The 23,442-nt window shown below is 44.0% G+C and carries 21 protein-coding genes and 2 tRNA genes; 12 read left to right on the plus strand and 11 right to left on the minus strand.

Annotated features, from left to right (window positions below; all coding sequences use genetic code 11):
- Positions 1-2: 2 nt before the first annotated feature.
- Both V7723_RS02595 and V7723_RS02600 read right to left on the minus strand, forming a co-directional pair.
- A complete protein-coding gene (locus V7723_RS02595) occupies positions 3-1,262 on the minus strand; it encodes a flavin-dependent oxidoreductase (protein WP_335682858.1) in 1,260 nt (419 codons plus the stop codon).
- A gap of 24 nt (positions 1,263-1,286) precedes the next feature.
- Entirely contained in the window at positions 1,287-2,054 is a 768-nt protein-coding gene (locus V7723_RS02600; RefSeq protein ID WP_335682859.1) for an SDR family NAD(P)-dependent oxidoreductase, read from the minus strand.
- 178 nt (positions 2,055-2,232) lie between these two features.
- On the opposite strand from V7723_RS02600, the gene V7723_RS02605 reads away from it, so the two are divergent.
- Together V7723_RS02605 and V7723_RS02610 are read left to right on the plus strand one after the other, a co-directional pair.
- Positions 2,233-3,537: a diguanylate cyclase domain-containing protein gene (locus V7723_RS02605; protein WP_335682860.1), complete on the plus strand. Its 1,305-nt coding sequence runs from the start codon at positions 2,233-2,235 to the stop codon at positions 3,535-3,537.
- Positions 3,538-3,605: 68 nt separating this feature from the next.
- Positions 3,606-4,250: a DsbA family oxidoreductase gene (locus V7723_RS02610; protein WP_335682861.1), complete on the plus strand. Its 645-nt coding sequence runs from the start codon at positions 3,606-3,608 to the stop codon at positions 4,248-4,250.
- Positions 4,251-4,258: 8 nt separating this feature from the next.
- On the opposite strand, the gene mfd is transcribed toward V7723_RS02610, so the two are convergent.
- Positions 4,259-7,759: a transcription-repair coupling factor gene (mfd, locus tag V7723_RS02615; protein WP_335682862.1), complete on the minus strand. Its 3,501-nt coding sequence runs from the start codon at positions 7,757-7,759 to the stop codon at positions 4,259-4,261.
- Between the two features lie 4 nt (positions 7,760-7,763).
- The gene (locus V7723_RS02620; RefSeq protein WP_335682863.1) at positions 7,764-8,042 is read right to left on the minus strand and encodes an FAD assembly factor SdhE; all 279 of its coding nucleotides are present in this window, start codon (positions 8,040-8,042) and stop codon (positions 7,764-7,766) included.
- Positions 8,043-8,193: 151 nt separating this feature from the next.
- Here V7723_RS02620 and recG point away from each other — a divergent pair, with 151 nt between their 5' ends.
- Positions 8,194-10,287: an ATP-dependent DNA helicase RecG gene (gene recG, locus V7723_RS02625; protein WP_335682864.1), complete on the plus strand. Its 2,094-nt coding sequence runs from the start codon at positions 8,194-8,196 to the stop codon at positions 10,285-10,287.
- A gap of 1 nt (position 10,288) precedes the next feature.
- On the opposite strand, the gene V7723_RS02630 is transcribed toward recG, so the two are convergent.
- On the minus strand, positions 10,289-11,026 hold the full coding sequence (locus V7723_RS02630) for a DUF502 domain-containing protein (protein WP_335682865.1): 738 nt from the start codon (positions 11,024-11,026) through the stop codon (positions 10,289-10,291).
- A gap of 205 nt (positions 11,027-11,231) precedes the next feature.
- Between V7723_RS02630 and V7723_RS02635 the strand changes: the two genes are divergently transcribed.
- Complete coding sequence (locus tag V7723_RS02635; RefSeq protein WP_335682866.1) at positions 11,232-12,923, plus strand: ATP-binding protein; 1,692 nt, start codon at positions 11,232-11,234, stop codon at positions 12,921-12,923.
- 101 nt (positions 12,924-13,024) lie between these two features.
- Entirely contained in the window at positions 13,025-13,780 is a 756-nt protein-coding gene (locus V7723_RS02640; protein ID WP_335682867.1) for a glucose 1-dehydrogenase, read from the plus strand.
- A 43-nt stretch (positions 13,781-13,823) separates the two neighbouring features.
- Here V7723_RS02640 and V7723_RS02645 read toward each other — a convergent pair whose 3' ends face one another.
- Positions 13,824-14,324, minus strand: a complete 501-nt coding sequence (locus V7723_RS02645; RefSeq protein ID WP_443024170.1) for a peptidylprolyl isomerase — start codon at positions 14,322-14,324, stop codon at positions 13,824-13,826.
- 283 nt (positions 14,325-14,607) lie between these two features.
- On the opposite strand from V7723_RS02645, the gene V7723_RS02650 reads away from it, so the two are divergent.
- Positions 14,608-14,683: transfer RNA gene (locus V7723_RS02650), tRNA-Lys, on the plus strand.
- Between the two features lie 238 nt (positions 14,684-14,921).
- The gene (locus tag V7723_RS02655) at positions 14,922-15,647 is read left to right on the plus strand and encodes a class I SAM-dependent methyltransferase (protein WP_335682869.1); all 726 of its coding nucleotides are present in this window, start codon (positions 14,922-14,924) and stop codon (positions 15,645-15,647) included.
- A gap of 90 nt (positions 15,648-15,737) precedes the next feature.
- Here V7723_RS02655 and V7723_RS02660 read toward each other — a convergent pair whose 3' ends face one another.
- The 4 genes from V7723_RS02660 to V7723_RS02675 all read right to left on the minus strand — a co-directional run bounded on the left by V7723_RS02660 (position 15,738) and on the right by V7723_RS02675 (position 17,811).
- Entirely contained in the window at positions 15,738-16,571 is an 834-nt protein-coding gene (locus V7723_RS02660) for a tetratricopeptide repeat protein (protein ID WP_335682870.1), read from the minus strand.
- A 12-nt stretch (positions 16,572-16,583) separates the two neighbouring features.
- Positions 16,584-17,210, minus strand: coding sequence for an MlaC/ttg2D family ABC transporter substrate-binding protein (locus tag V7723_RS02665; protein ID WP_335682871.1), 627 nt, complete (start codon positions 17,208-17,210; stop codon positions 16,584-16,586).
- 131 nt (positions 17,211-17,341) lie between these two features.
- Entirely contained in the window at positions 17,342-17,596 is a 255-nt protein-coding gene (locus tag V7723_RS02670) for a hypothetical protein (RefSeq protein ID WP_335682872.1), read from the minus strand.
- Between the two features lie 127 nt (positions 17,597-17,723).
- Positions 17,724-17,811: transfer RNA gene (locus V7723_RS02675), tRNA-Leu, on the minus strand.
- Between the two features lie 269 nt (positions 17,812-18,080).
- On the opposite strand from V7723_RS02675, the gene V7723_RS02680 reads away from it, so the two are divergent.
- Entirely contained in the window at positions 18,081-18,605 is a 525-nt protein-coding gene (locus V7723_RS02680) for a fasciclin domain-containing protein (protein ID WP_335682873.1), read from the plus strand.
- A gap of 128 nt (positions 18,606-18,733) precedes the next feature.
- Here the strand turns inward: V7723_RS02680 and V7723_RS02685 are convergent, their stop codons facing one another.
- Positions 18,734-19,513 (minus strand): competence/damage-inducible protein A, encoded by a 780-nt coding sequence (locus V7723_RS02685; RefSeq protein WP_335682874.1) that lies wholly within the window; start codon positions 19,511-19,513, stop codon positions 18,734-18,736.
- A 110-nt stretch (positions 19,514-19,623) separates the two neighbouring features.
- On the opposite strand from V7723_RS02685, the gene sfsA reads away from it, so the two are divergent.
- The 4 genes from sfsA (at position 19,624) to purB (ending at position 23,412) form a co-directional block, all read left to right on the plus strand.
- Positions 19,624-20,325, plus strand: a complete 702-nt coding sequence (gene sfsA, locus V7723_RS02690) for a DNA/RNA nuclease SfsA (protein ID WP_443024171.1) — start codon at positions 19,624-19,626, stop codon at positions 20,323-20,325.
- Positions 20,326-20,375: 50 nt separating this feature from the next.
- A complete protein-coding gene (map, locus tag V7723_RS02695; protein ID WP_335682876.1) occupies positions 20,376-21,200 on the plus strand; it encodes a type I methionyl aminopeptidase in 825 nt (274 codons plus the stop codon).
- Entirely contained in the window at positions 21,190-21,969 is a 780-nt protein-coding gene (radC, locus tag V7723_RS02700) for a RadC family protein (protein WP_335682877.1), read from the plus strand. The genes map and radC overlap by 11 nt, the downstream gene beginning before the upstream one ends.
- Positions 21,970-22,116: 147 nt before the next feature.
- Positions 22,117-23,412 carry an adenylosuccinate lyase gene (gene purB, locus V7723_RS02705; protein WP_335682878.1) on the plus strand — a complete coding sequence of 432 codons (1,296 nt, stop codon included), beginning with the start codon at positions 22,117-22,119 and terminating at the stop codon, positions 23,410-23,412.
- The last annotated feature ends 30 nt before the right edge of the window (positions 23,413-23,442 follow it).

A 23,442-nucleotide genomic window follows, 5' to 3' on the forward strand; every position in this document is an offset into this window, starting at 1 on the left:
TGTTACGCCGATAAATTGACGCTTTGTCTATCGAAGCCCGCAAGTTTCTTGTATTTCAATGATATATCTTCCAATATATTTCGGGAAATGCAGGTATGCTGTTGACCACATTCCCCCTCGCATTTTTCGTAAACCATCTGCATAACCTGTTCCGGACCTGTCTGTCGGTTCGCCAATATAATTTTCGATGTCGGTTCCAAGCGAACCTTTTCGTATGCTTGTAATGCCTCAATGATGTCTAGCCGGGTTGCCAAGATATCTGCAAAAGTAAGTGCATCTAATACACCTTGCGACACACCGTTTGAACCATTGGGATACATAGCGTGGGCGGCATCCCCCATCAATGTTGCTCGGTCAAAACTCCATTTCGGCAGGGGATCACGATCAATCATTGGAAACTTGTGGATCGACATTGCATTTTCGAATAAGGCCTTGATATCCAGCCAGCCTAAATTCCAATTGATGAAATCGCCGCGAAATTCATTTAAGAGACCCTCTTCGTTCCAATCACCCTGCCGCTCTGCTAGATCTGATGGAATGCGACGTTCGGCAATCCAGTTGATATAGGATTTTCCGCGATCCGCACTTTCTTTTCTGATGGGATAAGCTACCAATTTCAGATTATTATGCCCAGCCATGAACATGGACCGACCATCTAGAAATGGATCCATTTCTGTAACGCCGCGCCAGAGCATCTGACCTGAATATTTGGGAGCGCCTTCAGTCGGATAGTAATGCTGCCGAACGGTCGAATTAATCCCATCAGCACCAATCAAGAAATCTGCAGTTACACGGTCTTTCTCAGCACCAGTTTTTCGATCAACAAAGGTAGCTGTCACATTTCTATTGGTTTGCGATAAATCGGTAAAATGGTACCCCGATTTTACACTTTTTACACCCAAACGTTGTTGGACGTGTTTAAGCAATATCATATGAAAATCGCCCCGATGAATGGAGAGTTGCGGGACTTCATATCCCGCGTTCAATCCTCGGGGTTCCTTCCAGATGGTTTTTCCGTCTGCGCTGTAATAAGCAAGACTAGACGTTTCTATCGCCACTTTTCTTAAATCGTCCAACAGGCCCAATTTAGCCAGATTAAGTACAGAATGCGGCAGGAGGTTAATGCCGACGCCGAGGGGTTTGATTTCTTCAACGCTTTCGAATACCTGAACAGCGATACCTTCTTGGTGGAGTGCAAGAGCTGCCGTTAGGCCAACTAGCCCGCCACCGACGATAATACCGTTTATTTTCCCTTGCTTCATTAGTCTCGGCTTTCTTAGAAATTTTTAAAACCCGGAAACTGTCAGGCCGTCGTCAACTTCCAAAATGGATCCATTCATGAAGTCCGAACCAGAACCCGCAAGTAATAACAAGGCTCCGTCTAATTCATTCGGCTCTCCGACCCGTCGTCCTGGTAACTTACTTATCAGTCGTTTGCCGGAATCCGTTTCCCAATAATCCCTGTTTAATCCTGTTACGATATAACCAGGATTAATACAATTTACGCGTATCTTGTAGCGTCCCCATTCATCCGCGAGGGCCTTTGTCATATGTTTCACCGCAGCTTTGGACATGCAATAGGCGATATTCTGCTTAAGTACACGATTGGCAGCAACGGAGGCGATATTAATTATCTTGCCCCCGGCCCCGCGCTTTATCATACTATTGGCGACGGCTTGTGCGACAAAAAAAGCGCCTTTTGCATTGGTATCCATAACAAAGTCAAAATCTTCTTCGGATACTTTTTCGGAAGGACATTGCGCGCTGACACCTGAATTGTTGACTAAAATATCGATGGGTCCCATTTCTGTCTCTGAAGCAATAACACCGGCATTAATACTTTGGATATCCGTAACGTCCATCTGAACCGGTAAAGCCCGGCCATCAAAGGCCTGAATTTCTTTGGCAAGTGATTCCAATTTATCGATGCTTCGCGCCGCGAGCGAAACTTTCGCGCCTGCCCGCGCTAAAGTTAATGCAAATTGCCAACCGAGGCCGGACGAAGCCCCGGTCACAAGGGCATGTTTACCCGCCAATTGATGATGGGACGTCATAGAAATTCTCCATTAAGTGCTTGGATTTATGATTGATATTATTCGCATGATTTATACTCTCAATGCCAAAATCAAGAATCTTTTTGAAGTTTAGTATAGTTCGGGGCCGTTTAGCCCTTACAAATTGTTAATTTATTTCGGGTTTACTGATCATTCGACGAATTTGGAGAAACGATTAATGCGCTATATCGCCAATTTACTGGTTGTAACTGATAATGATCAGTCCGAATTATGTCCGGCCCTTAGCACGGCAGGATATTCATGTGATTATATTTCATTTTCACAAATGCTCGACGGAAATTTCGGGAAGGAACCTTTTGACCTTCTTATTGTCGATAATGAGCATAATACAACAAATGTTGATATTGAACATATCGCCAGCTTTGCAGACTTAAATGGATTTTCAATTCTAATTATTGGTGAAACTGATGTCCAATGCCATGCGTCCACTCTTTCACCTGGGTATTGTGATCTCGAACTTTTATCTCGAGTGTCGTCGCTTGTTCGGCTTGAAAATATGCAACAGGAACTGAACCGGCGGATTGTCACAACCGAGACTTACGGTATCGACCTCAGTAACCTAGAAAAACCAGACAATGATATTTCCGCCACGCATATTCTAATAATTGGAAACAAAAGTCTCATTCTAGGAAATATTTTACTTCGTTTCGATTGCCGAGCAAAAATTCAAATATTAAAAGAACCTAACACGGCCATTACTGAATTGCGAAAACAAGAGTTTGATGCCGTGATATTGTCAGGCACGGGGCATGGAGATCAAAATTTAAGAGTCGCCAATGAAATCAGAAGTGATAGCCGGTTTTACAATTTACCTATGATCATGGTCCTTGAAAATGCGGAAAACAGAGAGGCAGCCTATATTCATGGGGTTTCCGACATTGTTCTGCACGAAACAGAAATGGACACACTCATTAACCGAACGACGGTTCAAATTCTACAATACCGGTATCGGTCTGCCATGCAGAGCCTTTTTAAGGTGACGAAACCCCATCCCCTTGCCGATGGCCCGACAGATATATATTCATTCGGTTTCATGAAAACTCATCTTCCAAATATGATGGCAGAGCATGAGCATCGCAATAAAACAATGTCTGTTGCCAGTTTGAAAATTAGTAATCTAGAAATGGTCAATTCAAAACATGGATTTGCATCCGGAGATCAACTCTTGCGTCAAGTTGGATCTGCGATTTTTTACTTGGTCCGAGGCGAAGATTTCTGCGGACGCTATGAGAAAGGTCATTTTGTTGTCGCTCTCCCCGGTACGCGTGAAAAAGAAGCAAATATTGCCTTGCGCCGCCTGGTTGGTGTCATTCGGAACACCGAATTTGCACTCAAAGGCGCTTCTAGTCCCGTAAAAGCGGAGTTAACATTTGGACTTGCTGAAGCTGTATCAAGTGAGTCACTGGAAGACTTGCTGATCCGTGGCTTCTTGTTTGAACAAAAAGATGAACAAGCAGCCTAAAATCTATATTAGACTGATCATTCCAAATTAGACTTGTCTAAATGACCGAGCTTTCCTATGTTAGGTTTATGAAAATAGACATAGTCTCAGACACTGTTTGCCCTTGGTGTTTCATTGGTAAACGTAAATTGGAAAAAGCATTGGCTCAGCGCCCCGATATGGACGTGGAGATTACCTGGCGACCTTTCCAACTTCACCCGGATATGCCTCTTGAAGGAGCAGATCGAAAGGAATTCATTGCACAAAAATTTGGAAGCCACGAACGGGCAAAAGAATTGTATGCAAATGTTAAAATGGCTGGTGATGCTGTTGATATCGACTTCAACTTCGACAAAATCGAGCGATCCCCTAACACTTTGAATTCTCACCGACTATTACGTTGGTCCGAGACTGCCGGATGCCAGGATGCCATGGCGGAAATTTTGTTTAGACGCTTTTTTATAGATGGGGAAGATCTTGGTGATCGTTCTGTTTTGATAGCCGCAGCGACTGAAGCAGGTATGGATCATGATTTGGTGAGTGAGCTTTTGGATAACGACGCTGATCTGGAAACAATTCGTCAAGAAGATCAAATGGCCCGTCAAATGGGTGTGTCAGGCGTCCCCTTCTTTATCATTGATGATAAATATGCGCTTTCCGGGGCGCAGGATCCGGCGGCTTTTTTAGCGGCTTTTGACCAGGTGAAAGCTGATAAAGCCAAAGAAAATAGCTAGGGTGTAAATTAAACAGCCTTCGCTATTTTCGCTAAATTTTGTGCGAGCCATAAAACACCCTTGAGCCGATCCTCAGGGTGTTTCCAATCCCGGGTATGAACAAGTTTGTGATCTCCCCTAATTTTTGTCGCTCCTGGTTGCTTTGAAATAAAGGCAACAAGGCCACCTGGGTTGCTGAAATTATTGTCCCGGAAAGACATGACCGCCCCTTTCGGTCCGGCTTCGATTTTCTCTATATTCGCTGTCCGGCAAAAATGTTTTATCGTCATAATTTCAATAAGATGGTTTACCTCATCGGGCAACGGCCCGAAACGGTCCACAAGTTCGACAGCAAAGGCACTAATCTCTTCTGCTGTCTCCTGTGCAGCGATCCGCCGATATAACTCCATGCGTAGCCCCAGATCGGCGACATAATGCTCCGGAATTAAGACGGATGTCCCAATATTGATGCTGGGCGACCATTTATCATCTGCTTGATTAACCTCATTACCCAGTTCGGTTTCCCGTGCTGCGGCGACAGCTTCTTCCAACATCTGCTGATATAGTTCGAAACCGACTTCCTTGATATGGCCTGACTGCTCGTCTCCCAGGAGGTTCCCTGCGCCGCGAATATCAAGATCATGGCTCGCAAGCGTAAATCCTGCACCTAGCGTATCCAAAGATTGTAACACGCGTAGTCTCTTTTCAGCTGCATCCGTCAATCGTTTCCGAGGTGGAAGCGTCAAGTAAGCATAAGCACGGGTTTTTGATCGTCCAATACGCCCTCTGATTTGGTAAAGTTGAGCAAGGCCGAACATGTCCGCCCGATACGTTATCAATGTATTCGCTGAAGGTATATCGAGGCCGGATTCAACGATGTTCGTGGCGACCAGCACATCATAAGCACCGTCATAGAAGGCGTTCATGACCGTATCCAGCTCTTTTGCGGGCAATTGTCCGTGAGCTGTCACATACTTAACTTCAGGCACCTGTTCCCTTAAATACTCGCCGACCTCTTTCAGATCAGTCAACCGGGGACACACGAAAAAACTCTGGCCACCCCTATAATGTTCCCTCAACAAGGCTTCACGAATGACAACTGGATCAAATGGAAGAACGAATGTCCGGATTGCCAAACGGTCGACAGGTGGCGTTGCAATAATAGACAAATCGCGAATGCCGGTCATCGCTTGTTGCAGTGTCCGGGGAATTGGTGTTGCGGTCAGTGTAAGTACATGTAGATCGGCCCGCATTTCCTTTAAGCGCTCTTTATGAACAACTCCGAAATGCTGTTCTTCATCGACAACAACTAGTCCTAAATCCTTAAATTTAACGGAATTGCCAAGTAATGCATGGGTACCAATTACGATGTCGACAGTCCCGGCAGTCAAACCTGCCTTGGTGATATTGGCCTCTTTCGTCGTGACCATTCTCGATAGCTGAGCCACATTTATAGGAAGATTTTTGAACCTTTCGACAAAACCCTTGTAATGTTGCCGGGACAAAAGCGTGGTTGGCGCAACGATGGCAACCTGTTTGCCGGCCATGGCCGCCGTGAACGCGGCCCGCAGTGCGACTTCTGTTTTTCCAAATCCGACGTCGCCGCAAATGAGGCGATCCATCGCTCTGGCCGTAGCCATGTCATTTAATGTATCGTCAATCGCTTTCAGTTGGTCTTCGGTTTCTTCAAATGGAAATCCGGCGCAAAATTCTGCATACAAACCTTCTGCAGGGACAAGTTTCTCTGCTTTGCGAAGTTTTCGGGCCGCCGCAATCTTGATGAGTTGGTCAGCCATTTCCATGACTTTTTTCTTCAATTTTGCCTTACGAGCCTGCCATCCAGACCCTCCGAGCTTATCTAATGTCGCTGACATATCGCTACCGCCGTAGCGAGAAAGCATCTCGATATTTTCAACTGGCAAGTAAATCTTATCGCCGCCGGCATATAGCAAAGTCACACAGTCATGAGGAGCGCCTGAGATATCAATGGTCGTGAGGCCGTTATATTGCGCAATTCCGTGTTCCATATGGACGACGTAATCACCAGGAGAAAGCTGAGAGGCTTCTGCAATGAAATTCTCGTTCCGGCGCGACAACTTTCGAGGCCGAACAAGTCTGTCCCCAAGGACATCCTGTTCGCCGATAACCACCAAGTCGGGTGTTTCAAATCCCTTTTCTAATCCAAGAACGGATAAAACGGGAATATTGGGTCCCTTCTCTATTTCAGTATAATTATTGGCTCTTTGAACCGGCTCAATACCATGGTCTGCCAACACTGTGAGATTTCTTGCCCTAGATCCCTCTGAAAAATGAGTGAGAATAACGCGCTTTTTTTGATCAAGTTTTTCTATGATGTGTTTTTTAACGTGATCATAAATATTGGTATCAGGCAAATTTCTTTCCGGGCCAAAATCCCGCCCAAGACTGCCTTTAGCATCGATGACATTATCAGCTATTGTTCCTGACCTGAAGGGCGTTATTTGGCAAAGGCTTTGGTTGCCGATATTTAGATTCCACTCCTCCGCATCCAAATAAAGTGTTTTTGGAAGGAGCGGCTTGTAATCCGCTCCTAGCGTCGGTGCAGCATCCCGCCTGCTCTCGTAATAATCCGAAATGGTATCTAAACGGGCTTCAAGAGCCTCCTCTACCAAATGATCCAGATATATCTGGGCATCCGGCAAATAATCAAAGACGGTCGCCATACCATCATGGAATAAGGGCAACCAATGTTCCATTCCTGCGTGGCGCCGTTTTTCACTGACGGCCTCATACAACGGATCTTCGTGCGTCACTGCTCCGAAGTGCGACCGATATTCAGTACGAAAACGACTGACCGCGTCATCATTCAGTAGGAATTCAGAAGCGGCCGTAAATTCTATTGATTCTATTTTTTCCGTCGAACGTTGTGACAAAGCATCAAAGGATCGGATGGATTCTACTTTTTCTCCAAAAAGATCTAAACGGACCGGATTTCCTTTACCAGGCGGAAAAATATCAATCAAACCACCACGGACAGCGAATTCTCCGGGCTCCATAACGGTTCCGATGCGGGAAAATCCATTCGACACCAGATAAGATGTTAGTTCCGTCAGGCTAACCTTATCCCCGATTTTGATAGTCAAGAGGCTGTTCACAACCATTTCAATCGGAGGTACACGTTGTTGAACCGCGTTGATTGTTGTTAGAAATATTCTAGGTTTTATAACCGTCTCACGCATTTGTCCCAGGGTTGTCATCCGATGAGCGACAATTTCTGGATTCGGAGACACCCGGTCGTAGGGCAAGCAATCCCAGGCCGGAAAAGTAAATACTTCGATCGCGGGATTGAAAAATTTTAGTGCAGCTTCAGTCGAAGCCATGCGAATATCTTCGCGTAAGACATAAAGAATGTCGTTTTGGGACGACTTGATCAGTTCCGAAAGCAGGTATGCGTCATAGCCTTCGGGGACAGATTCAATTGAAAAAGCGTACTTCTGTAACGCAAGTTCTGAAATCTTGCTACATATGCGCGAAAAGGATGTCGTGGTCATTAAATTAGGGCGTAACTATATGGTCAAATTGGCTAAATTTTTTGAGCAACGTCATAACACTCGTATCATACTCGTCGGGAACAACTTCCCGCCCGACTGCCCAGACATAAATATTTGGATCACCTGCCGCGAGAAGTGTTTCGTAGATATCCAGCTCTTCGTCAGAAAATTCACTAATATATTTATTCGCAAATCCTCCCAGGAGAATGTCAGTCTCCTTCATCCCGGTGTATCGGGACCGATGGATGAGACGCCTGCGACGAATACTAATATCTTCAGTCATATGATGAACTCTAATTGAATGATAAGAAGGATATAACCTGTCTTTTTGCCGCTGTCAGCAGGAAGTGGCAAAATGCAATATTTTTGCCTGTTGCATTGACCTGCCTCTGCTCACATTTCACAATATGTGAAACTTAAACTAGGAATAACCTGTGCGGCCAGAAATTTTATTCAGCTTGTTCAATCCAGTGAACAAATTAGGCGGAATCGGACCGCGGCTAAGCAAGCTCATTGAAAAAATTGCCGGACCGAACTTGATCGATCTGCTGTGGCACCTTCCTACAGGTTTGGTGACTCGCGAAAATCTTGAAGCGCTTTCTTCTGAATATGTGGATCGGGAAGTACTCCTGGTTATAGATGTCATAAAACATACTCCGTCTCGTAACCGTAGGGTACCATACCGGATAAACTGTTTGGTTGGTGATGATAGTTTGACGCTGGTATTCTTTAACGGCCGAGAAGATTATCTAAGGCGCCAGTTGCCCGATGGTGAAAAACGCAAAATAAGCGGTAAGCTTGAAGACTTTAATGGCACCTTTCAAATGACCCATCCTGATCATATTGCGACATTGGCCGATGAAAGCTCCATCCCGCTGTTCGAAGCCGTCTATCCATTGACGGCAGGGTTAACCAATCAAACTTTTATAAAGGCTAATCGTCAGATATTCCCGACGTTACAAGAACTACCAGAGTGGAATGATAAAAGTCTGATGAAGAGAGAAGAGTGGTCGGATTGGAAAAATAGTGTCGTTAAAGCTCATTCGCCAACTTCCGAAGTGGATTTTGATCGGACAAATCCCGCTAGAGAGCGGTTAGCTTATGACGAGCTGCTCGCTAATCAATTGGCGTTGGAATTGGTCAGAAGAAGTATGAAGCGTAAACCAGGCAGAGCCTTACAGGGAGATGACACTCTGGTGTCAAAAATTAGAAAAGCACTGCCCTTCTCCCTCACCGCGGCCCAAGAATCTGCATTGGAGGAGATCAAGGACGATATGGTGGCCCCTCACCGTATGTTACGGCTCTTGCAGGGCGATGTGGGAAGCGGAAAAACAGCAGTTGCCCTTCTGGCCATGGTTCGTGCGGTCGAAGCCGGTGCACAAGCAACGATTATGGCGCCCACGGAGATTCTAGCACGCCAACATTTTGCCTCCATTGAGCCATTGGCTGCCAAGATCGGAATAAGCTGCGTTCTTATTACAGGGCGATTAAAGGGTAAAAAACGAGATGCTGTCCTTACTGATTTAGCCAATGGCGATGTTAATCTGGTTATTGGGACGCATGCGTTATTTCAAGAAGATGTCTCGTTTTTCGACTTGGGTCTGGCGATCATTGACGAGCAGCACCGTTTCGGCGTTCATCAAAGATTGGCTCTAAGTGATAAAGGCCGAAAAGAGAATGGCGGCGTTGATGTTCTTGTCATGACTGCGACACCCATTCCGCGAACACTAGCCTTGACCGCATATGGTGATATGGATGTTTCTGTCATCACAGAAAAACCACCTGGCAGGAAACCAATTGATACAAGAGCTTTGAGTATCGAAAGATTGGATTCTGTAGCTCAAGGTTTGAGCCGCAAGCTTGAAACTGGTGAAAGGATTTACTGGGTCTGCCCCTTAGTGGAAGAGTCAGAAGTCCTTGAGGTGGCAGCCGCCGAAGAACGGTTTGAGTATTTGAAGCATCTTTATGGTGATCAAGTAGGCCTTATTCATGGTCGCATGAAATCAGATCTTAAAGATCAGGCGATGCAATCCTTTATGTCGGGTGACATTAAAATTCTTGTCGCAACCACTGTAATAGAAGTAGGTGTTGATGTCCCCGAAGCAACGGTGATGATTATTGAGCATTCAGAACGTTTTGGGCTGGCGCAGTTACATCAATTGCGCGGCCGTGTGGGTCGCGGCGGGCTCGCAGGCAGTTGTTTGTTGCTTTATGCGCCGCCACTGGGCGAAACGCAAAAAGCCAGACTTGCTATCATGCGAGAAACTGAAGATGGCTTCCAAATTGCAGAAGAAGATTTAAGACTACGCGGTGCTGGTGAACTCTTAGGAACACGACAAAGCGGTCTCCCCGTATTCCGGATTGCTGATTTACAATCGCATTCTCGGTTACTGGCTATTGCACGGGATGACGCACGGTTAATTTTGGAAAAAGACGAAAGATTACACAGCGAACGCGGTCAAGCGCTTCGAATATTGCTTTATTTATTTGAAAGAGACAACGCGATTAAATATTTGAAATCTGGGTAATTTACTTTTCCTGATCAATAACGTTTTCATTCACATCGTCTTTCTTGGCCGGCAGATCCTCTGGCCAAATCATACCCGCTGAAATGACAAGTTTGACACCTTCTTCCACTGTCATATCAAGATATTTCAGATCACTTTTGGGGACAAAAAGAAGAAAACCAGAGGTTGGATTAGGTGTCGTTGGCATAAAGATACTGATCATATCTTCATCTTTTGTGGCATTGACCTCACCCTTAGCTTGGCTTGTGACAAAAGCAACTGCCCAAATGCCCTTTCGAGGATACTCGAGAAGGACCACATCTCGAAAAGAGGTACTTGATTGCGCAAGGACGGTTTCCATAATCTGTTTCAAAGCATTGTAGATGGATCGAACGATCGGCATCCTGCCGACAATTCTCTCACCAAACACAAGTAATGCTTTGCCTAAATAATTTGCCGTTAGAAAGCCAATTAGAACGAGCACGAAAACAGCAATAAAAACACCTAAGCCTGGAATACCAAAAGGTAGATAGGTCTCCGGGTTATATTTGACGGGGACCAACGGTGTCACATTTGCATCAACGAAAGAAACGAAAACATAAGTCAGGTAGATCGTGATCGCGATTGGGGCTGTAACAACAATACCGGTCAAAAAATATGTTCTAAGGCGGGCGAATAATCCAACCTTTGGTGCTGGAGCTACCAGGATAGGCTTTTTTTCCGCTTCGAGGTCTTCAGTTTCGGTCGATTTGTTTTTCATAACATTGTTTTCATTTCAAATAACTTGGAGCAAATTCCTGCTTATATCGGCAGTTTAGGCGCGCGGACAATACCATTAACCTGCCGTGCCGTCTTACGAATTCTCAAAACTCGATAAAATCGTTTCGTAAACCTCCTATTAACAATGTTTCCCTATGGTTAAAGGCAGTTAGAGTAATTAATCTTAAAGAAAAAATTCGACCAATATGACTGCCAAAAATACAAATAGACTATTCTGGTCAGGATTGCTGTTTTCGCTCTTCATTATCTCGTCTTCCCTAGGCTGGATCGCACCATCATCTGCGGTTTTTATATTGTTTGGTTTTCTGGCAGCAACTTTATTTGTAAGCCTCTTTTTTTGGGACAAAATTACTACTTTGGTAATTCCTGAAAAACCGACAGAAACACTTCTTGATATTGTGTTGGAAAATCTGCCAATCGGTATCTGTGTTTTCGATCAAAATCTAAATTTGGTAAAATGGAATGATAACTACCTCGGAATTATGGAAATCGAGGAAAGGGGATTAACAATACCAGTTCACTTTCGAGATTTGTTAGCAGAAAATTTCGACAAATATCAATCCGTAGGAACGAACAAAGACAAATTTATTGCGCTTTGTGTTAGAGACGCAGAACTCGGAATAACAAGAAAGATTGATCGCACTTTCAAAAATGGCAAGATAATCGAAATTACGTTCACTCCGAGTCCGCAAGGTGGATTCGTATCTACATCGACAGATGTCACGTCCAATAGGCTTTCCGCAAAAGCCATGAAAGAGAATGAAGATCGCTACCGGCGTATGGTTGAGTTGTCTCCAGATTCAATCGTGGCCCATCAAGACGGTATAATTTTGTATGTTAATACGACAGCCGTAAAGATGTTCAAAGCTGAAAGCCAGCATGACCTGATAGGCACCCATATTCGGTCCTTTTTCCCATTCTCAGACGTCGAAAGATTGTCTACTTACTTCGGTAGTGCGGAAGAGATGATGTCCGGCGAAACATTGCCAGCAGAAAAAACCAAAGTATTTATTGAAAATGGTGGCCAGACTGATGTGGAAGTAGAAGCTTCTGCATTAATGTACGGTGAGCGGCGTGCTCTTCAATTGATTATCCGAGATATTTCGGCCCAAGTGCAAATTGAGGAGTTTCTCGAACATGCGAAAGAAGAAGCCGAGTACGCTTCCCAACTTAAAGGTACTTTCCTTGCCAATATGAGCCACGAGCTCCGCACTCCTTTAAATGCCGTCATTGGTTTTTCTGAAGTGATCAAAAGCCAGCTATTTGGGAAAGTCGGGTCTCCCAAGTATCTTGAATATGCTCAAGACATTCACGACAGCGGCAATCATCTTCTTGAATTGATTAACGATATTCTCGATTTCTCAAAAATTGAATCAGGTGAACAGGGCATCAACGAAGAAGATATTGAAATCGATATGCTGGTCACCGAATGCGTCCGATTAACGCAGCAACGCGCAATCGATAACGACATTAATATCAAGCTTGAGTTTGATCCATTGTTGCCTCAGATTTTTGGCGATCGCAGAATGCTCAAGCAAATCCTGATTAACCTACTATCAAATGCGATCAAATTTACGCCTTCTGGCGGACGCATCATTACGTCTGTGAAAATTCCCGAAGAAGCGGGTCTTGAAATAAGCGTTACAGATAACGGCATTGGCATCAAACACGAAGATATCGTAAAAGCTTTGACACCTTTTGTGCAAATTGACAGCGAGCATAATCGTAAATATCAAGGCACTGGCTTGGGATTACCGTTATCTAAAAATTTGGCAGAAATGCACGACGGCAAACTCGAACTGCAAAGTGAATACGGTTCTGGCACGATTGTCAGCCTAACTTTACCGAAATCACGCATCCGAGAAAAAGCGGCTTAAATTTTTTTCCTATATCTAGATTTATTAACAAACCTCACATCCCTATTGCCATTTAATTCCATTCAGCCGAATATCTTTTCCAAAAATAAGGAGAAGAAAATATGAGGTTAAAAGATAAAGTTGCGATCGTGACCGGCGCGGGTTCCGGTTTCGGTGAAGCAATGGCGACATTGTTTGCGGCAGAGGGCGCTAAAGTAGTCGTAAGCGATATTAACGCCGACGCGGCCGCAAAAGTTGCTAAAGCTATTACCGATATGGGAAATATCGCCATAAGCAACATTTCGGATGTTACAAACGAACATGATGTTGAGGGCCTTGCGCAACAAACTCTGAGTAATTTTCAGAAGATTGATATCCTTGTCAATAATGCTGGAATGCCGCAACGCGCCGGGTCTATGTTTGATGTGGATGTTGCGACTTTTCAAAAGATATTTGACGTGAATGTGAAGAGTATTTTTCTGACGACAAAGGCGATCGTTCCTCACATGTTGGAAAACGGTGGTAATATAATCAATATAGCATCAACCGCTGCCCTGAGCCCCCGTCCCGGCCTCACCTGGTATAATGCCAGTAAAGGTGCCGTCGTAACTATGTCCAAATCCATGGCTATTGAACTTGCACCGCAACAGGTTCGTGTAAATTCACTTTGCCCGGTATTTGCCCATACGCCTATGGCTGTTGAATTTATGGGTGGGACGGATACTCAGGAAATTAGGGACAAGTTTGTATCAAGTATCCCATTAGGGCGGGAAAACACACCAAGAGACCTTTCTCATGCAGCTCTTTGGCTTGCATCAGACGATGCGTCCTTCATCACCGGTGTCGCCCTTGAAGTTGACGGCGGACGCTGTATTTAGGCCTCGTAATAAATACCGGGTGCGTTAGCACCCGGTATCCCCACTATTTAACATCTGCAGCAACTTGCATTTGAACGATTATATCGGGGTCACGAACAATTCCGCTTTTCCCAATACCTTTTTTGATCATATCAACAAATTCCATACCCTCAGTCACTTGGCCCCACACCGTATATTTTCCGTCTAGAAAATGCGATTGGGCAGTGACAATAAAGAACTGGCTATCTGCGCTATGCGGAGATTGGGAGCGGGCCATGGAAACGACACCTCTTTCGTGCGGAATGTTAGAGAATTCTGATCGCAGCTTTCGACCAGAACCACCTTTACCAGTTCCCGTGGGATCGCCTGTTTGCGCCATGAAATCTTCAATGACTCGATGAAATTTGATTCCATCATAAAATTTTTCTCGAGTTAATTCTTTAATCCGCGCGACATGTTGCGGGGCAGCAGCGGGCAATAATTCTATGACGACACGTCCATATTTTAAATCTAGATAAAGAGTGTCTTCCAGATCGGCTGCCAATCCGGATTTCTGGGGGATCATCAGGATACCTATAAACGCTAGGATCAATGAAAATTTTGAGAATGTCTTCAACAACATACTATTCCTCATAATTACGTATAGGACGGGGTTATTCCCGTTTTTGCCATTAAAAGCAGGATTGCAGTATACTTCTTATTTAGCAAAATAACGGCTTTTTTCATAGCTTATAAAAAAAACAAAAACGAAGCTTGACCATCTTGTTCTAGGTGCCTATGTTGCAGCCGCATTGCGACGGTTCTTCGTGTTTTAAAAGTCCTTGTTTGCAATAAACTTCTCACATTGTGGGCCCGTAGCTCAGTTGGTAGAGCAGCTGACTTTTAATCAGCGGGTCACAGGTTCGAATCCTGTCGGGCTCACCATTTCATTTTTGCAAAAGACGATCAGTGACGTGTTTGTTGCATAAGAAGATATACAATTTGTACGTCTTCTTATGCAACGAAGGCATTTGAATGGCTATTAGCAAACCTCGTAAAGCTGACTGATTTTCACCGCGCGCTAGAAAAATCCAAAATATAAAATTCAATTTCAATAGAAATTAAATATGAAATAAGCTAATTTGCAAAAATAGAATACTGTCTCCTTTTTTGGCGCGTATAAATGAAGTTCCGATTTAGAAAAAAAAGCAAACCGCCGATTACCGATCCGTCTCCTCTAGATTCACTGGGCGGCCTTTATCATCATTATGCCTTCTTCGGTCATAATAATTATCAATTGCCGGGTATTTTTGAAAAAAATCAAATGTGCAAACAACCGGTTATTACTGCCTATATAGCTTACGCTATTGCAATGGCCAAAGCTGCTGCTGAAACTGAAATTTCGTTTGTCGAGCTGTTTTGTGCAGACGGATTTTACGCAATGACGGCGGCGAACCTTGGTTGTCAGAAATCTGTTGGTATTGATAACGATCGCGATGGTCATCTCAGGAATGCGACCATAATTGCGAATACACTTGAGCTCAGTAACGTGGAGTTCCTAAAAGCAGAAATTAGTCCAGATGCAACGTTCGAAAAATATGACATAGTTGCTAACGTTGGCGGCTTATATCATGTTGATAATCCAGAAGAAATCTTATTAAAATCGTATGACATGGCGAACCGTTTTCTTATTATTCAAAATGTCGTATCTCTCGCGTCAACATCTGAAGATTATTACGAATCTCCCGCACCTGGTTGGGATTGGGGAAATAGGTATAGTCGACAGTCATTTGACAAATTGGTTAAATCTCACTTTAAGAAGATTGTATTCGAACATTTTAATGAGCTGACCGGAAATGATGGTTTAGAAAATCGCGGTAGTCTTTATTATCTCATCGAAAAACCATAACAAATTTCGGATCTTTTCGAATTTTTTAGATATTGTCGACTTCCCAATATTTAATTCGTAACCTGCCTTTTACTTTCACAGAACATTACGTCATGTTTTCTTCTTAAAGTTTTCCGCGAGAGCCTCGGCTTCAGATATGTCATCTGAATTCATTCTCGCTCGGAAAAACTCTTGTTTTTGGATAGCACCAATAATGCCGTTTCTTGCTGCAAGAATAGCCCATTTCAAGGCTTGAACGTTGTCTTTCGCGACACCTTGCCCCATTCCATATTTACTTGAAATACTATTTTGAGCTTTGCCATAGCCTTGGTTGGCGGCTGCTTCAAACCATTTCGCTGAAACAGTATCATCAACATTGACGCCATACCCATCTCGATACATTTTACCAAGATTATACTGGGCATTTGCCAATCCTGATTCAGCGGCCATTTCAATATATTGGAAAGCAAGATCCTGATTTTCCGGGATACCAATGCCAAATTGGTGAATTTTCCCCAAGGTATACTGGGAAGCTGCAAAATCTTTTTCAGCCGCTTGCCGTAGATAATCTATGGCTTCAATATTCTTTTTCTCCGCCAAAAGTGACAACGCCAGATTATGCAGAGCTGGTGGGTATTCCGCTTCAACTGCTTGATTGTTCCAATAGGCAGATTTAGCAGAATCTGGGTCTACGCCTCGCCCTTGTTCATAAAGCACCGCCAAATTAAACTGAGCCTTCGCGTCACCGGATTCTGCAAGTGGCTCCCATATTTCATAGGCTTCCACGAAACGTCCTTGTTGGTACAATTTCCACCCAGATTCAAAATCAAGTGCTTGAACTATTGATGACGATAACGTCCCCGTTGCGAAAACGCATACGGCTGCGAAACCAACTATTATCCGGGATATTCTTGCAAGATAGCGTGAATGGCTTTTACTGCTCATATCTCATCGTTCCTAATAAAGTGGTTGTGCGGACAGTCTCTCAGCCCGAATTGCCAATAATGTGATGACGCCATCAACGCCGTCATCCTTAATGACGCCATCAAAATGTTCACGATGGCTCAATGCGACGCTGATATCGTCGATCATTATATCAATAACGTAAGGTTTTCCGTCATATTCGCGTATTCGCCAACGGAGTGTTACCGGGCTTCGTTTGGGTCGAAGCAGTTGCGCCCTAATAAAGCTGTCTCGGGTTCCTTTTTCAGCTGAGGATTCAATTTTAAATTTGTCGCCGGGATATCCACCTAATTGGCTACCATATGCTTGAAGAAAGAAATCACTAAACAGTTTGATGAAAACACTTTGTCGAGCTTTACTTAAAGTTTGCCATTTAGGGCCAACAACGAATTCACTGATCACCTCGAAATTAAATTTGTCTTCAATAGTTCTGGCGAGCCGAGCCTCGCGCTCCGACAAGCTGTCATCAGGTGAAGAAAGAATAGCCTTTGCTTGCTCGGACAGTTCTAGAATAAGCCGTTCAGCTCGATCAGACCTGTCACCTGCAGCCGCTGTCATTGCCGAAGTTTGGACAAGAAGTATACTTAGAATACTAAAAAATACGATACGAAGAACGGTCAACAACTGATCCTTTTTTAGGACATGTGAGCTAATGTTAATTTCTTGTTTTGTATTTTGGGGCTTTTATAGAAAATTGCAAACGACGTTCTCGAAAATGTGAACGCATGCTGCACATTTATCTAGCAAATCCGTTAATTTGGCTTTTGATTTGCAATTTCTTTTTCGAGTTTTGTCAATCGCTCTTCAATGTCATAAATTTGTGTGTCCCGTTTTGCCAGGATCTTTTTTAAGTCACCAATATTGAGATTTGCGAACCCAGATAGCCAATTTTCCAAGTCCTCAACCCGTTCACCATTGCTGTCTTCTCGCAATAAATCCAGTACCTTGGACAAGACATCCTTTTGTTCTGCGGTTACGCGGACATTCATTTGAATTTTGTCAGTCATCTGCTTTCCTTTTGGCCAGACTAAGCCCCGCAAAACGGAGATAGTAGCAACGCATAGCAATAGCTATACATGAAAAGCGTAACCAGACTCCTAACGAGTCCGAGGGAATATTTACTGACGTTTCGGATGGTGCCCGCACCCGGACTTGAACCGGGAAGCCCTTACGAGCGGCAGATTTTAAGTCTACTGTGTTTACCAAATTTCACCATGCGGGCAGCGGGGAACAACCTAATGCCAGCTGCTTGCGGAAACAAGTGGATATTGTCGCAAAAGTAATTTTTTTTTTACATTCATTTAGAAGTTCTTTTTGCCCACCTTTCTAAGGCTAGTGCTCGTTGTTCAAATATTATTTATGGGCAACTCTGGAAAATAATATTTTTTAAGTGATCTGTTTCGATCTCCCCGGCGTAAATATTTCAAAACACACTTCGCGAATGAGTTTTTTGTCAGTTCAAATACTTACTAAATACCTGAGGAGGGTTACATGTCACGTTTACTTAAAAACCTATCGGCTTTGTTAATTGTCGGTGTTTTCGCAGTTGCCTGCGCAAAAGACGATAAAATGGCCGATAAAAAAATGGATGCACCACAAAAAGATATCGTGGTAACAGCAATTGATGCGGGTCAGTTGACAACATTGGTTGCTGCTGTGAAAGCTGCCGGTCTAGTGGAAACGTTACAGAGCCCCGGCCCTTTTACAGTTTTTGCCCCAACAGACGAAGCCTTCGCGAAATTACCAGCCGGTACCGTAGAAACTCTTTTGAAGCCAGAAAACAAGGATAAACTTGTTGCTATCCTGACCTATCACGTTCTTGCCGGTGAAGTTCCTTCATCTGCGGTAGCAGGCAAAAAGCTCGATCCTGCAACAGTTCAGGGTAGTACAATCATGGTAGATGGCACCGATGGTGTTATGATTAACGGTTCAGCGAAAGTTGTTGCGGCCGATATTATGGCAAGCAATGGTGTAATTCACGTGATTGACACCGTTCTACTTCCACCCAGCAACTAAATAGATTGCGTTCTTGCTAGTAAGCTAGAGCACATTAGATACCGTGGCTCAATTTACCAGAAAAAGTTATTGTTCCCCCAAGAACTTTTTTGAAGAAATGGGTCGCGGTATTAACTTGTAAAAGTGAATTATGTTGTTTCAGTAATTTCCACTTTCATTTCAATTAATATTTCTTCGAGTTTTTTAAACGCATGATCTAGATTCGTTTGATCAATGGACCTTAAGACCAAATTAGTTCCAACCGATCCTTGTCTAAAGAATGGATAGGAACCCATGGACACATCTGGATATTCTTTTTGCAAAGCACCCAATTCACCTGCGATTTTCCCTTCTGGCAACCCGGCACCAATTGTCCTGCTTAACATTTGAGCGCCGCCACTGATCCGCGAAATAATTCCGTCAAACATTGCTTGCATTATTACGGGTACGCCTGCCATAACAAAGACATTTTCAATTTGAAAACCTGGCGCTTTGCTAACAGGATTATCAATTAATTGCGCCCCGTCCGGAATGCGAGCCATTCGCTTTCGTGCCTCATTGAATTCAATACCGCTTGTTTCGTAATGTCGCGTCAGTATTTCCATGGCCTCCGGGTGATGCCCGATGCCAATGCCAAAAGCGGCTGCGATAGAATCGGCTGTAATATCATCATGCGTCGGGCCAATTCCGCCCGTCGTAAAGACATAATCAAACTTCTTTCGCAGCGAATTTACGGCCGCCACAATTTCAGTTTCAATATCCGGAATTATCCGCGCCTCGCGTAGTTGGACACCTTGTTCAATTAGTTGCTCGGCGAGATAAACCATATTCTTGTCCTTCGTGCGTCCCGACAAGATTTCGTCTCCTATGACGAGAACAGCACCAGTTACTATCTTTAAGTCAGACGTTTTCTGATCTTGGGTGCTCATCGTAATCTCCAAATATCCGAGGTGTTATTTAAATCTATTTTTTCTTGAAGATAAACAGTTTAAAATGAATGTATATAGAGTAAATCCAGCCATTAATGTTAAAGGTTCTTATGCATTTTCCGTCTCCCCTATTCCGTGGCCAACTTATCAAACGATACAAAAGATTTCTGTGCGACATAGAGCTCGAAAGCGGCGAAATCGTCACAGCTCATGTTGCAAACTCGGGATCAATGATGGGTTTAAAGGAGCCTGGGCTTACTGTTTGGTTGTCTCCGGCAAATAATCCTAAACGAAAACTTCAATATAGCTGGGAGCTTGTAGAAATAAATCAGGGTTTGGTTGGTATAAATACAGCCCTGCCCAATGGGATTGTGGCTGAGGCTATTTCAACGTCGAAAGTTCCCGCGCTATCGGGATATGATACGCTTCGCCGTGAAGTTAAGTATGGCGAAAATTCACGCATAGATATTCTTCTTTCGGACAGTAATAAGGCCGATTGTTATGTTGAAGTAAAAAATGTCACATTGAAACGTGGTGAAAAATATGCAGAATTTCCCGATGCTGTTACGTCTCGAGGAACTAAGCATTTAAAAGAACTTGGCAACATGGTCCGCGACGGCCATAGAGCAGTAATGTTTTACTTGATACAACGGCAAGATTGTGAAGGTTTCAAACTTGCCAAGGATATTGATCCTGTTTATGCAGAAGCCTTTACGGTTGCACGAAAAATGGGCGTTGAAATATTATGCTATGACTGTCATATAACGACCAACAATATAGTAATTGGAACAGCCCAGCCGGTAATTGAATAACTTTTTTTTCGCGGCAAAATAGGGTAATATTCTGAAAAAGATGAGTCATTATGAAATATGTAAGTAGCAAAGATACACCTGAACGCAACACTGGCGTGATAAAACTTCATGGCCCCGAAGGCTTTGAAGGAATGCGTAATGCCGGCCAGCTCGCGGCTAAAACCTTAGACATGATCACGAAACATGTAGTCCCTGGAGTTACAACCGACCAACTCAATACTCTTTGCCATGACTTCATTACGGAACGCGGTGGTATCTGCGCCCCTTTGAATTATCGAGGCTTTCCAAAATCTATCTGCACGTCGATCAATCACGTGGTTTGCCATGGTATCCCCGGCCCTAAAAAGCTGAAGGAAGGAGATGTATTAAATATCGATGTGACCCCTACTTTAGAGGGTTGGCACGGTGACACTAGCCGTATGTTTGCGGTTGGAAAACCAAATGTTAAGTCCTCGCGCCTTATTGATATTACGTATGAATGTCTAATGCGCGGCATAGATGTTGTTAAGCCTGGTGCAACCACCGGAGATATAGGTTATGCTATTCAGAATTACGCAGAAGGCAAAAGATGTTCCGTCGTTCGGGATTTCTGCGGGCATGGTCTCGGACAGGTTTTCCATGATGTCCCTAACATTGTTCATTACGGAACTCCAGGTGAAGGAACCGAATTACGATCGGGGATGATTTTTACGATCGAACCCATGATCAACCTTGGAACCTGGCAAGTTAAGGTTCTAGAAGATGGCTGGACTGCAGTAACAAAAGATCGGTCCTTGTCCGCACAATTCGAACATTCTTTAGGTGTCACAGATATAGGGTATGAGATTTTTACTAAATCACCACGTGGCCTTGATTGCCCACCCTATGCCATCTAAACGGAAAACAGCTGAAGAAAAATTCCAACTCAAGGAACTTGAGCCTACTCGATATGATTTCAGGCTTGAGGAAGAGAAAACTGAAACACCAAAAGATAATTTTGATAAGATTGGCCATCGTGAGCGAATGCGCACACGAATACTTACGAACGGTGCTGACAGCCTCGCGGACTACGAAATTCTCGAAATGCTGCTATATGCGGCAATTCCGCGTCGCGATACAAAATCATTAGCCAAATTACTTCTTTCGGAATTTGGAGATCTTGCCAAAGTATTATCCGCAGAACCTCATGACCTTAGAAAAATAGATAGAGTTGGAAACGCTGTTATTGCTTCGCTAAAAGTTGCAGAGACATTGGGACAAAAGTTACTTCGCCATAAAGTCGAAAAGAAAAATGTCCTGAGCTCCTGGCAAGCCCTTCAAGATTATTGTCACGCAGTTATGCGGGACAAAAAAATCGAACATTTTAGAATTTTATTTCTTAATAATAAAAATCACCTGATATCTGACGAAGTACAACAAACCGGAACGGTCAATCATACGGCAGTGTATCCGCGCGAAGTAGTGAAGCGAGCACTTGAGCTTGGGGCAACGTCTCTGATACTAGTTCATAATCACCCGTCTGGCGACACCAAGCCCTCCAAAGCAGATATTGAAATGACGAAAGAAATTGTCATTGCGGCAAAGACCCTCAATATTAAAATTCATGATCATTTGATCGTCAGTAGTGAAGGGCAAACGAGCATGAAAGAGTTAGGCCTCTTCTAAACGCAATTGGCTGTTGAAAAACTTCTATTCTTAGAATTTGATGACAAGGTGTTGAGATTGTGAAGCATCTCTGCTAGTCAGTCACTCAATCGTCCAAGCCATTGAAATGGCGTTTTGTGCTTTTTTCTTTTCATAAGGTACCACATTATGATTCCCCGTTATGCCCGCCCCGAAATGACAGCCATTTGGGAGCCTGAAAGTAAATTCCGTATTTGGTTTGAAATTGAGGCCCATGCTTGTGATGCGCAGGCTAAATTAGGTGTCATACCAGAAAGCGCGGCAAAAGCGGTTTGGGAACGCGGCCAATTTGATATTGATAGAATTGACGAAATTGAGCGGGAAACGAAACATGATGTTATCGCATTTTTAACAAACCTCGCCGAGTATGTTGGAGACGAAGCACGGTTTGTACATCAAGGTATGACCTCTTCTGACGTTCTGGATACATGTCTTTCAGTACAGTTGACGAAAGCGACAGACATTCTTCTCGAAGATATGGATAAACTTCTCGAAACGTTAAAAGCCAAGGCAATCAAACATCAAAATGATGTATGCGTTGGCCGTTCTCATGGCATCCATGCTGAACCTGTTACATTCGGTCTTAAAATGGCGCAGGCCTATGCAGAATTTGACCGGAACCGAGCTCGGCTTTTAAATGCGCGCGAAGATATTGCCACATGTGCAATCTCCGGCGCAGTAGGTACCTTCGCCAATATTGACCCCTACGTCGAAGAACATGTAGCAAAGGCCCTAGGGCTCACTGCTGAACCAGCTTCTACGCAGGTTATCCCACGGGACCGGCATGCGATGTATTTTGCAACACTCGGTGTTATCGCCAGTTCCGTTGAACGGCTGGCTGTCGAAATTCGTCATCTGCAAAGAACAGAAGTGTTAGAGGTCGAAGAATTTTTCGCGCCCGGCCAAAAGGGCTCATCGGCAATGCCTCATAAGCGCAATCCAGTTCTCACAGAGAACTTGACTGGACTTGCTCGGTTAGTCCGTATGGCAACTATTCCAGCAATGGAAAATGTGGCGCTTTGGCATGAAAGGGATATTTCCCATTCATCCGTAGAACGCGGCATTGCGCCTGATGCGACTATTACTTTGGATTTTGCCCTTGCGCGATTAACGTCCGTTATTGAAAATCTGGTTATCTATCCAGAAAATATGATGGCAAACATGAATAAGCTAGGAGGTCTAATCCATTCTCAGCGGATCCTGTTGGCATTGACACAAGCAGGTGTTAGTCGCGAAAATTCTTATCGACTGGTGCAACGCAATGCTATGCGGGTCTGGCGCGAGGGGGCCGATTTCATGGGTTTACTTAAATCCGATGAAGAAGTTATGGACGCATTGTCAGAAGAAGATATTGAAGGTGTATTCGACTTGGAATACCACACCAAGCATGTATCAACTATTTTCAAACGTGTATTTGGCGAATAGCTAAAATGGAGCGCAGATGTTCTGCGCTCC

Origin of the sequence: Sneathiella sp., assembly GCF_036960985.1 — a bacterium.
Lineage (GTDB): Bacteria > Pseudomonadota > Alphaproteobacteria > Sneathiellales > Sneathiellaceae > Sneathiella.

What these genes read in the sequence shown, in the direction of transcription:
- purB (WP_335682878.1), top strand. Translation starts at nt 22,117, where the DNA reads ATGATTCCCCGTTATGCCCGCCCCGAAATGACAGCCATTTGGGAGCCT.
- sfsA (WP_443024171.1), top strand. Translation starts at nt 19,624, where the DNA reads ATGCATTTTCCGTCTCCCCTATTCCGTGGCCAACTTATCAAACGATAC.
- V7723_RS02610 (WP_335682861.1), top strand. Translation starts at nt 3,606, where the DNA reads ATGAAAATAGACATAGTCTCAGACACTGTTTGCCCTTGGTGTTTCATT.
- V7723_RS02630 (WP_335682865.1), bottom strand. Translation starts at nt 11,026, where the DNA reads ATGAAAAACAAATCGACCGAAACTGAAGACCTCGAAGCGGAAAAAAAG.
- V7723_RS02660 (WP_335682870.1), bottom strand. Translation starts at nt 16,571, where the DNA reads ATGAGCAGTAAAAGCCATTCACGCTATCTTGCAAGAATATCCCGGATA.
- V7723_RS02645 (WP_443024170.1), bottom strand. Translation starts at nt 14,324, where the DNA reads ATGATCCCCCAGAAATCCGGATTGGCAGCCGATCTGGAAGACACTCTT.
- V7723_RS02600 (WP_335682859.1), bottom strand. Translation starts at nt 2,054, where the DNA reads ATGACGTCCCATCATCAATTGGCGGGTAAACATGCCCTTGTGACCGGG.
- mfd (WP_335682862.1), bottom strand. Translation starts at nt 7,759, where the DNA reads ATGACCACGACATCCTTTTCGCGCATATGTAGCAAGATTTCAGAACTT.
- V7723_RS02640 (WP_335682867.1), top strand. Translation starts at nt 13,025, where the DNA reads ATGAGGTTAAAAGATAAAGTTGCGATCGTGACCGGCGCGGGTTCCGGT.
- V7723_RS02605 (WP_335682860.1), top strand. Translation starts at nt 2,233, where the DNA reads ATGCGCTATATCGCCAATTTACTGGTTGTAACTGATAATGATCAGTCC.
- V7723_RS02635 (WP_335682866.1), top strand. Translation starts at nt 11,232, where the DNA reads ATGACTGCCAAAAATACAAATAGACTATTCTGGTCAGGATTGCTGTTT.
- radC (WP_335682877.1), top strand. Translation starts at nt 21,190, where the DNA reads ATGCCATCTAAACGGAAAACAGCTGAAGAAAAATTCCAACTCAAGGAA.
- V7723_RS02685 (WP_335682874.1), bottom strand. Translation starts at nt 19,513, where the DNA reads ATGAGCACCCAAGATCAGAAAACGTCTGACTTAAAGATAGTAACTGGT.
- V7723_RS02680 (WP_335682873.1), top strand. Translation starts at nt 18,081, where the DNA reads ATGTCACGTTTACTTAAAAACCTATCGGCTTTGTTAATTGTCGGTGTT.
- V7723_RS02620 (WP_335682863.1), bottom strand. Translation starts at nt 8,042, where the DNA reads ATGACTGAAGATATTAGTATTCGTCGCAGGCGTCTCATCCATCGGTCC.
- map (WP_335682876.1), top strand. Translation starts at nt 20,376, where the DNA reads ATGAAATATGTAAGTAGCAAAGATACACCTGAACGCAACACTGGCGTG.
- V7723_RS02670 (WP_335682872.1), bottom strand. Translation starts at nt 17,596, where the DNA reads ATGACTGACAAAATTCAAATGAATGTCCGCGTAACCGCAGAACAAAAG.
- V7723_RS02655 (WP_335682869.1), top strand. Translation starts at nt 14,922, where the DNA reads ATGAAGTTCCGATTTAGAAAAAAAAGCAAACCGCCGATTACCGATCCG.
- V7723_RS02595 (WP_335682858.1), bottom strand. Translation starts at nt 1,262, where the DNA reads ATGAAGCAAGGGAAAATAAACGGTATTATCGTCGGTGGCGGGCTAGTT.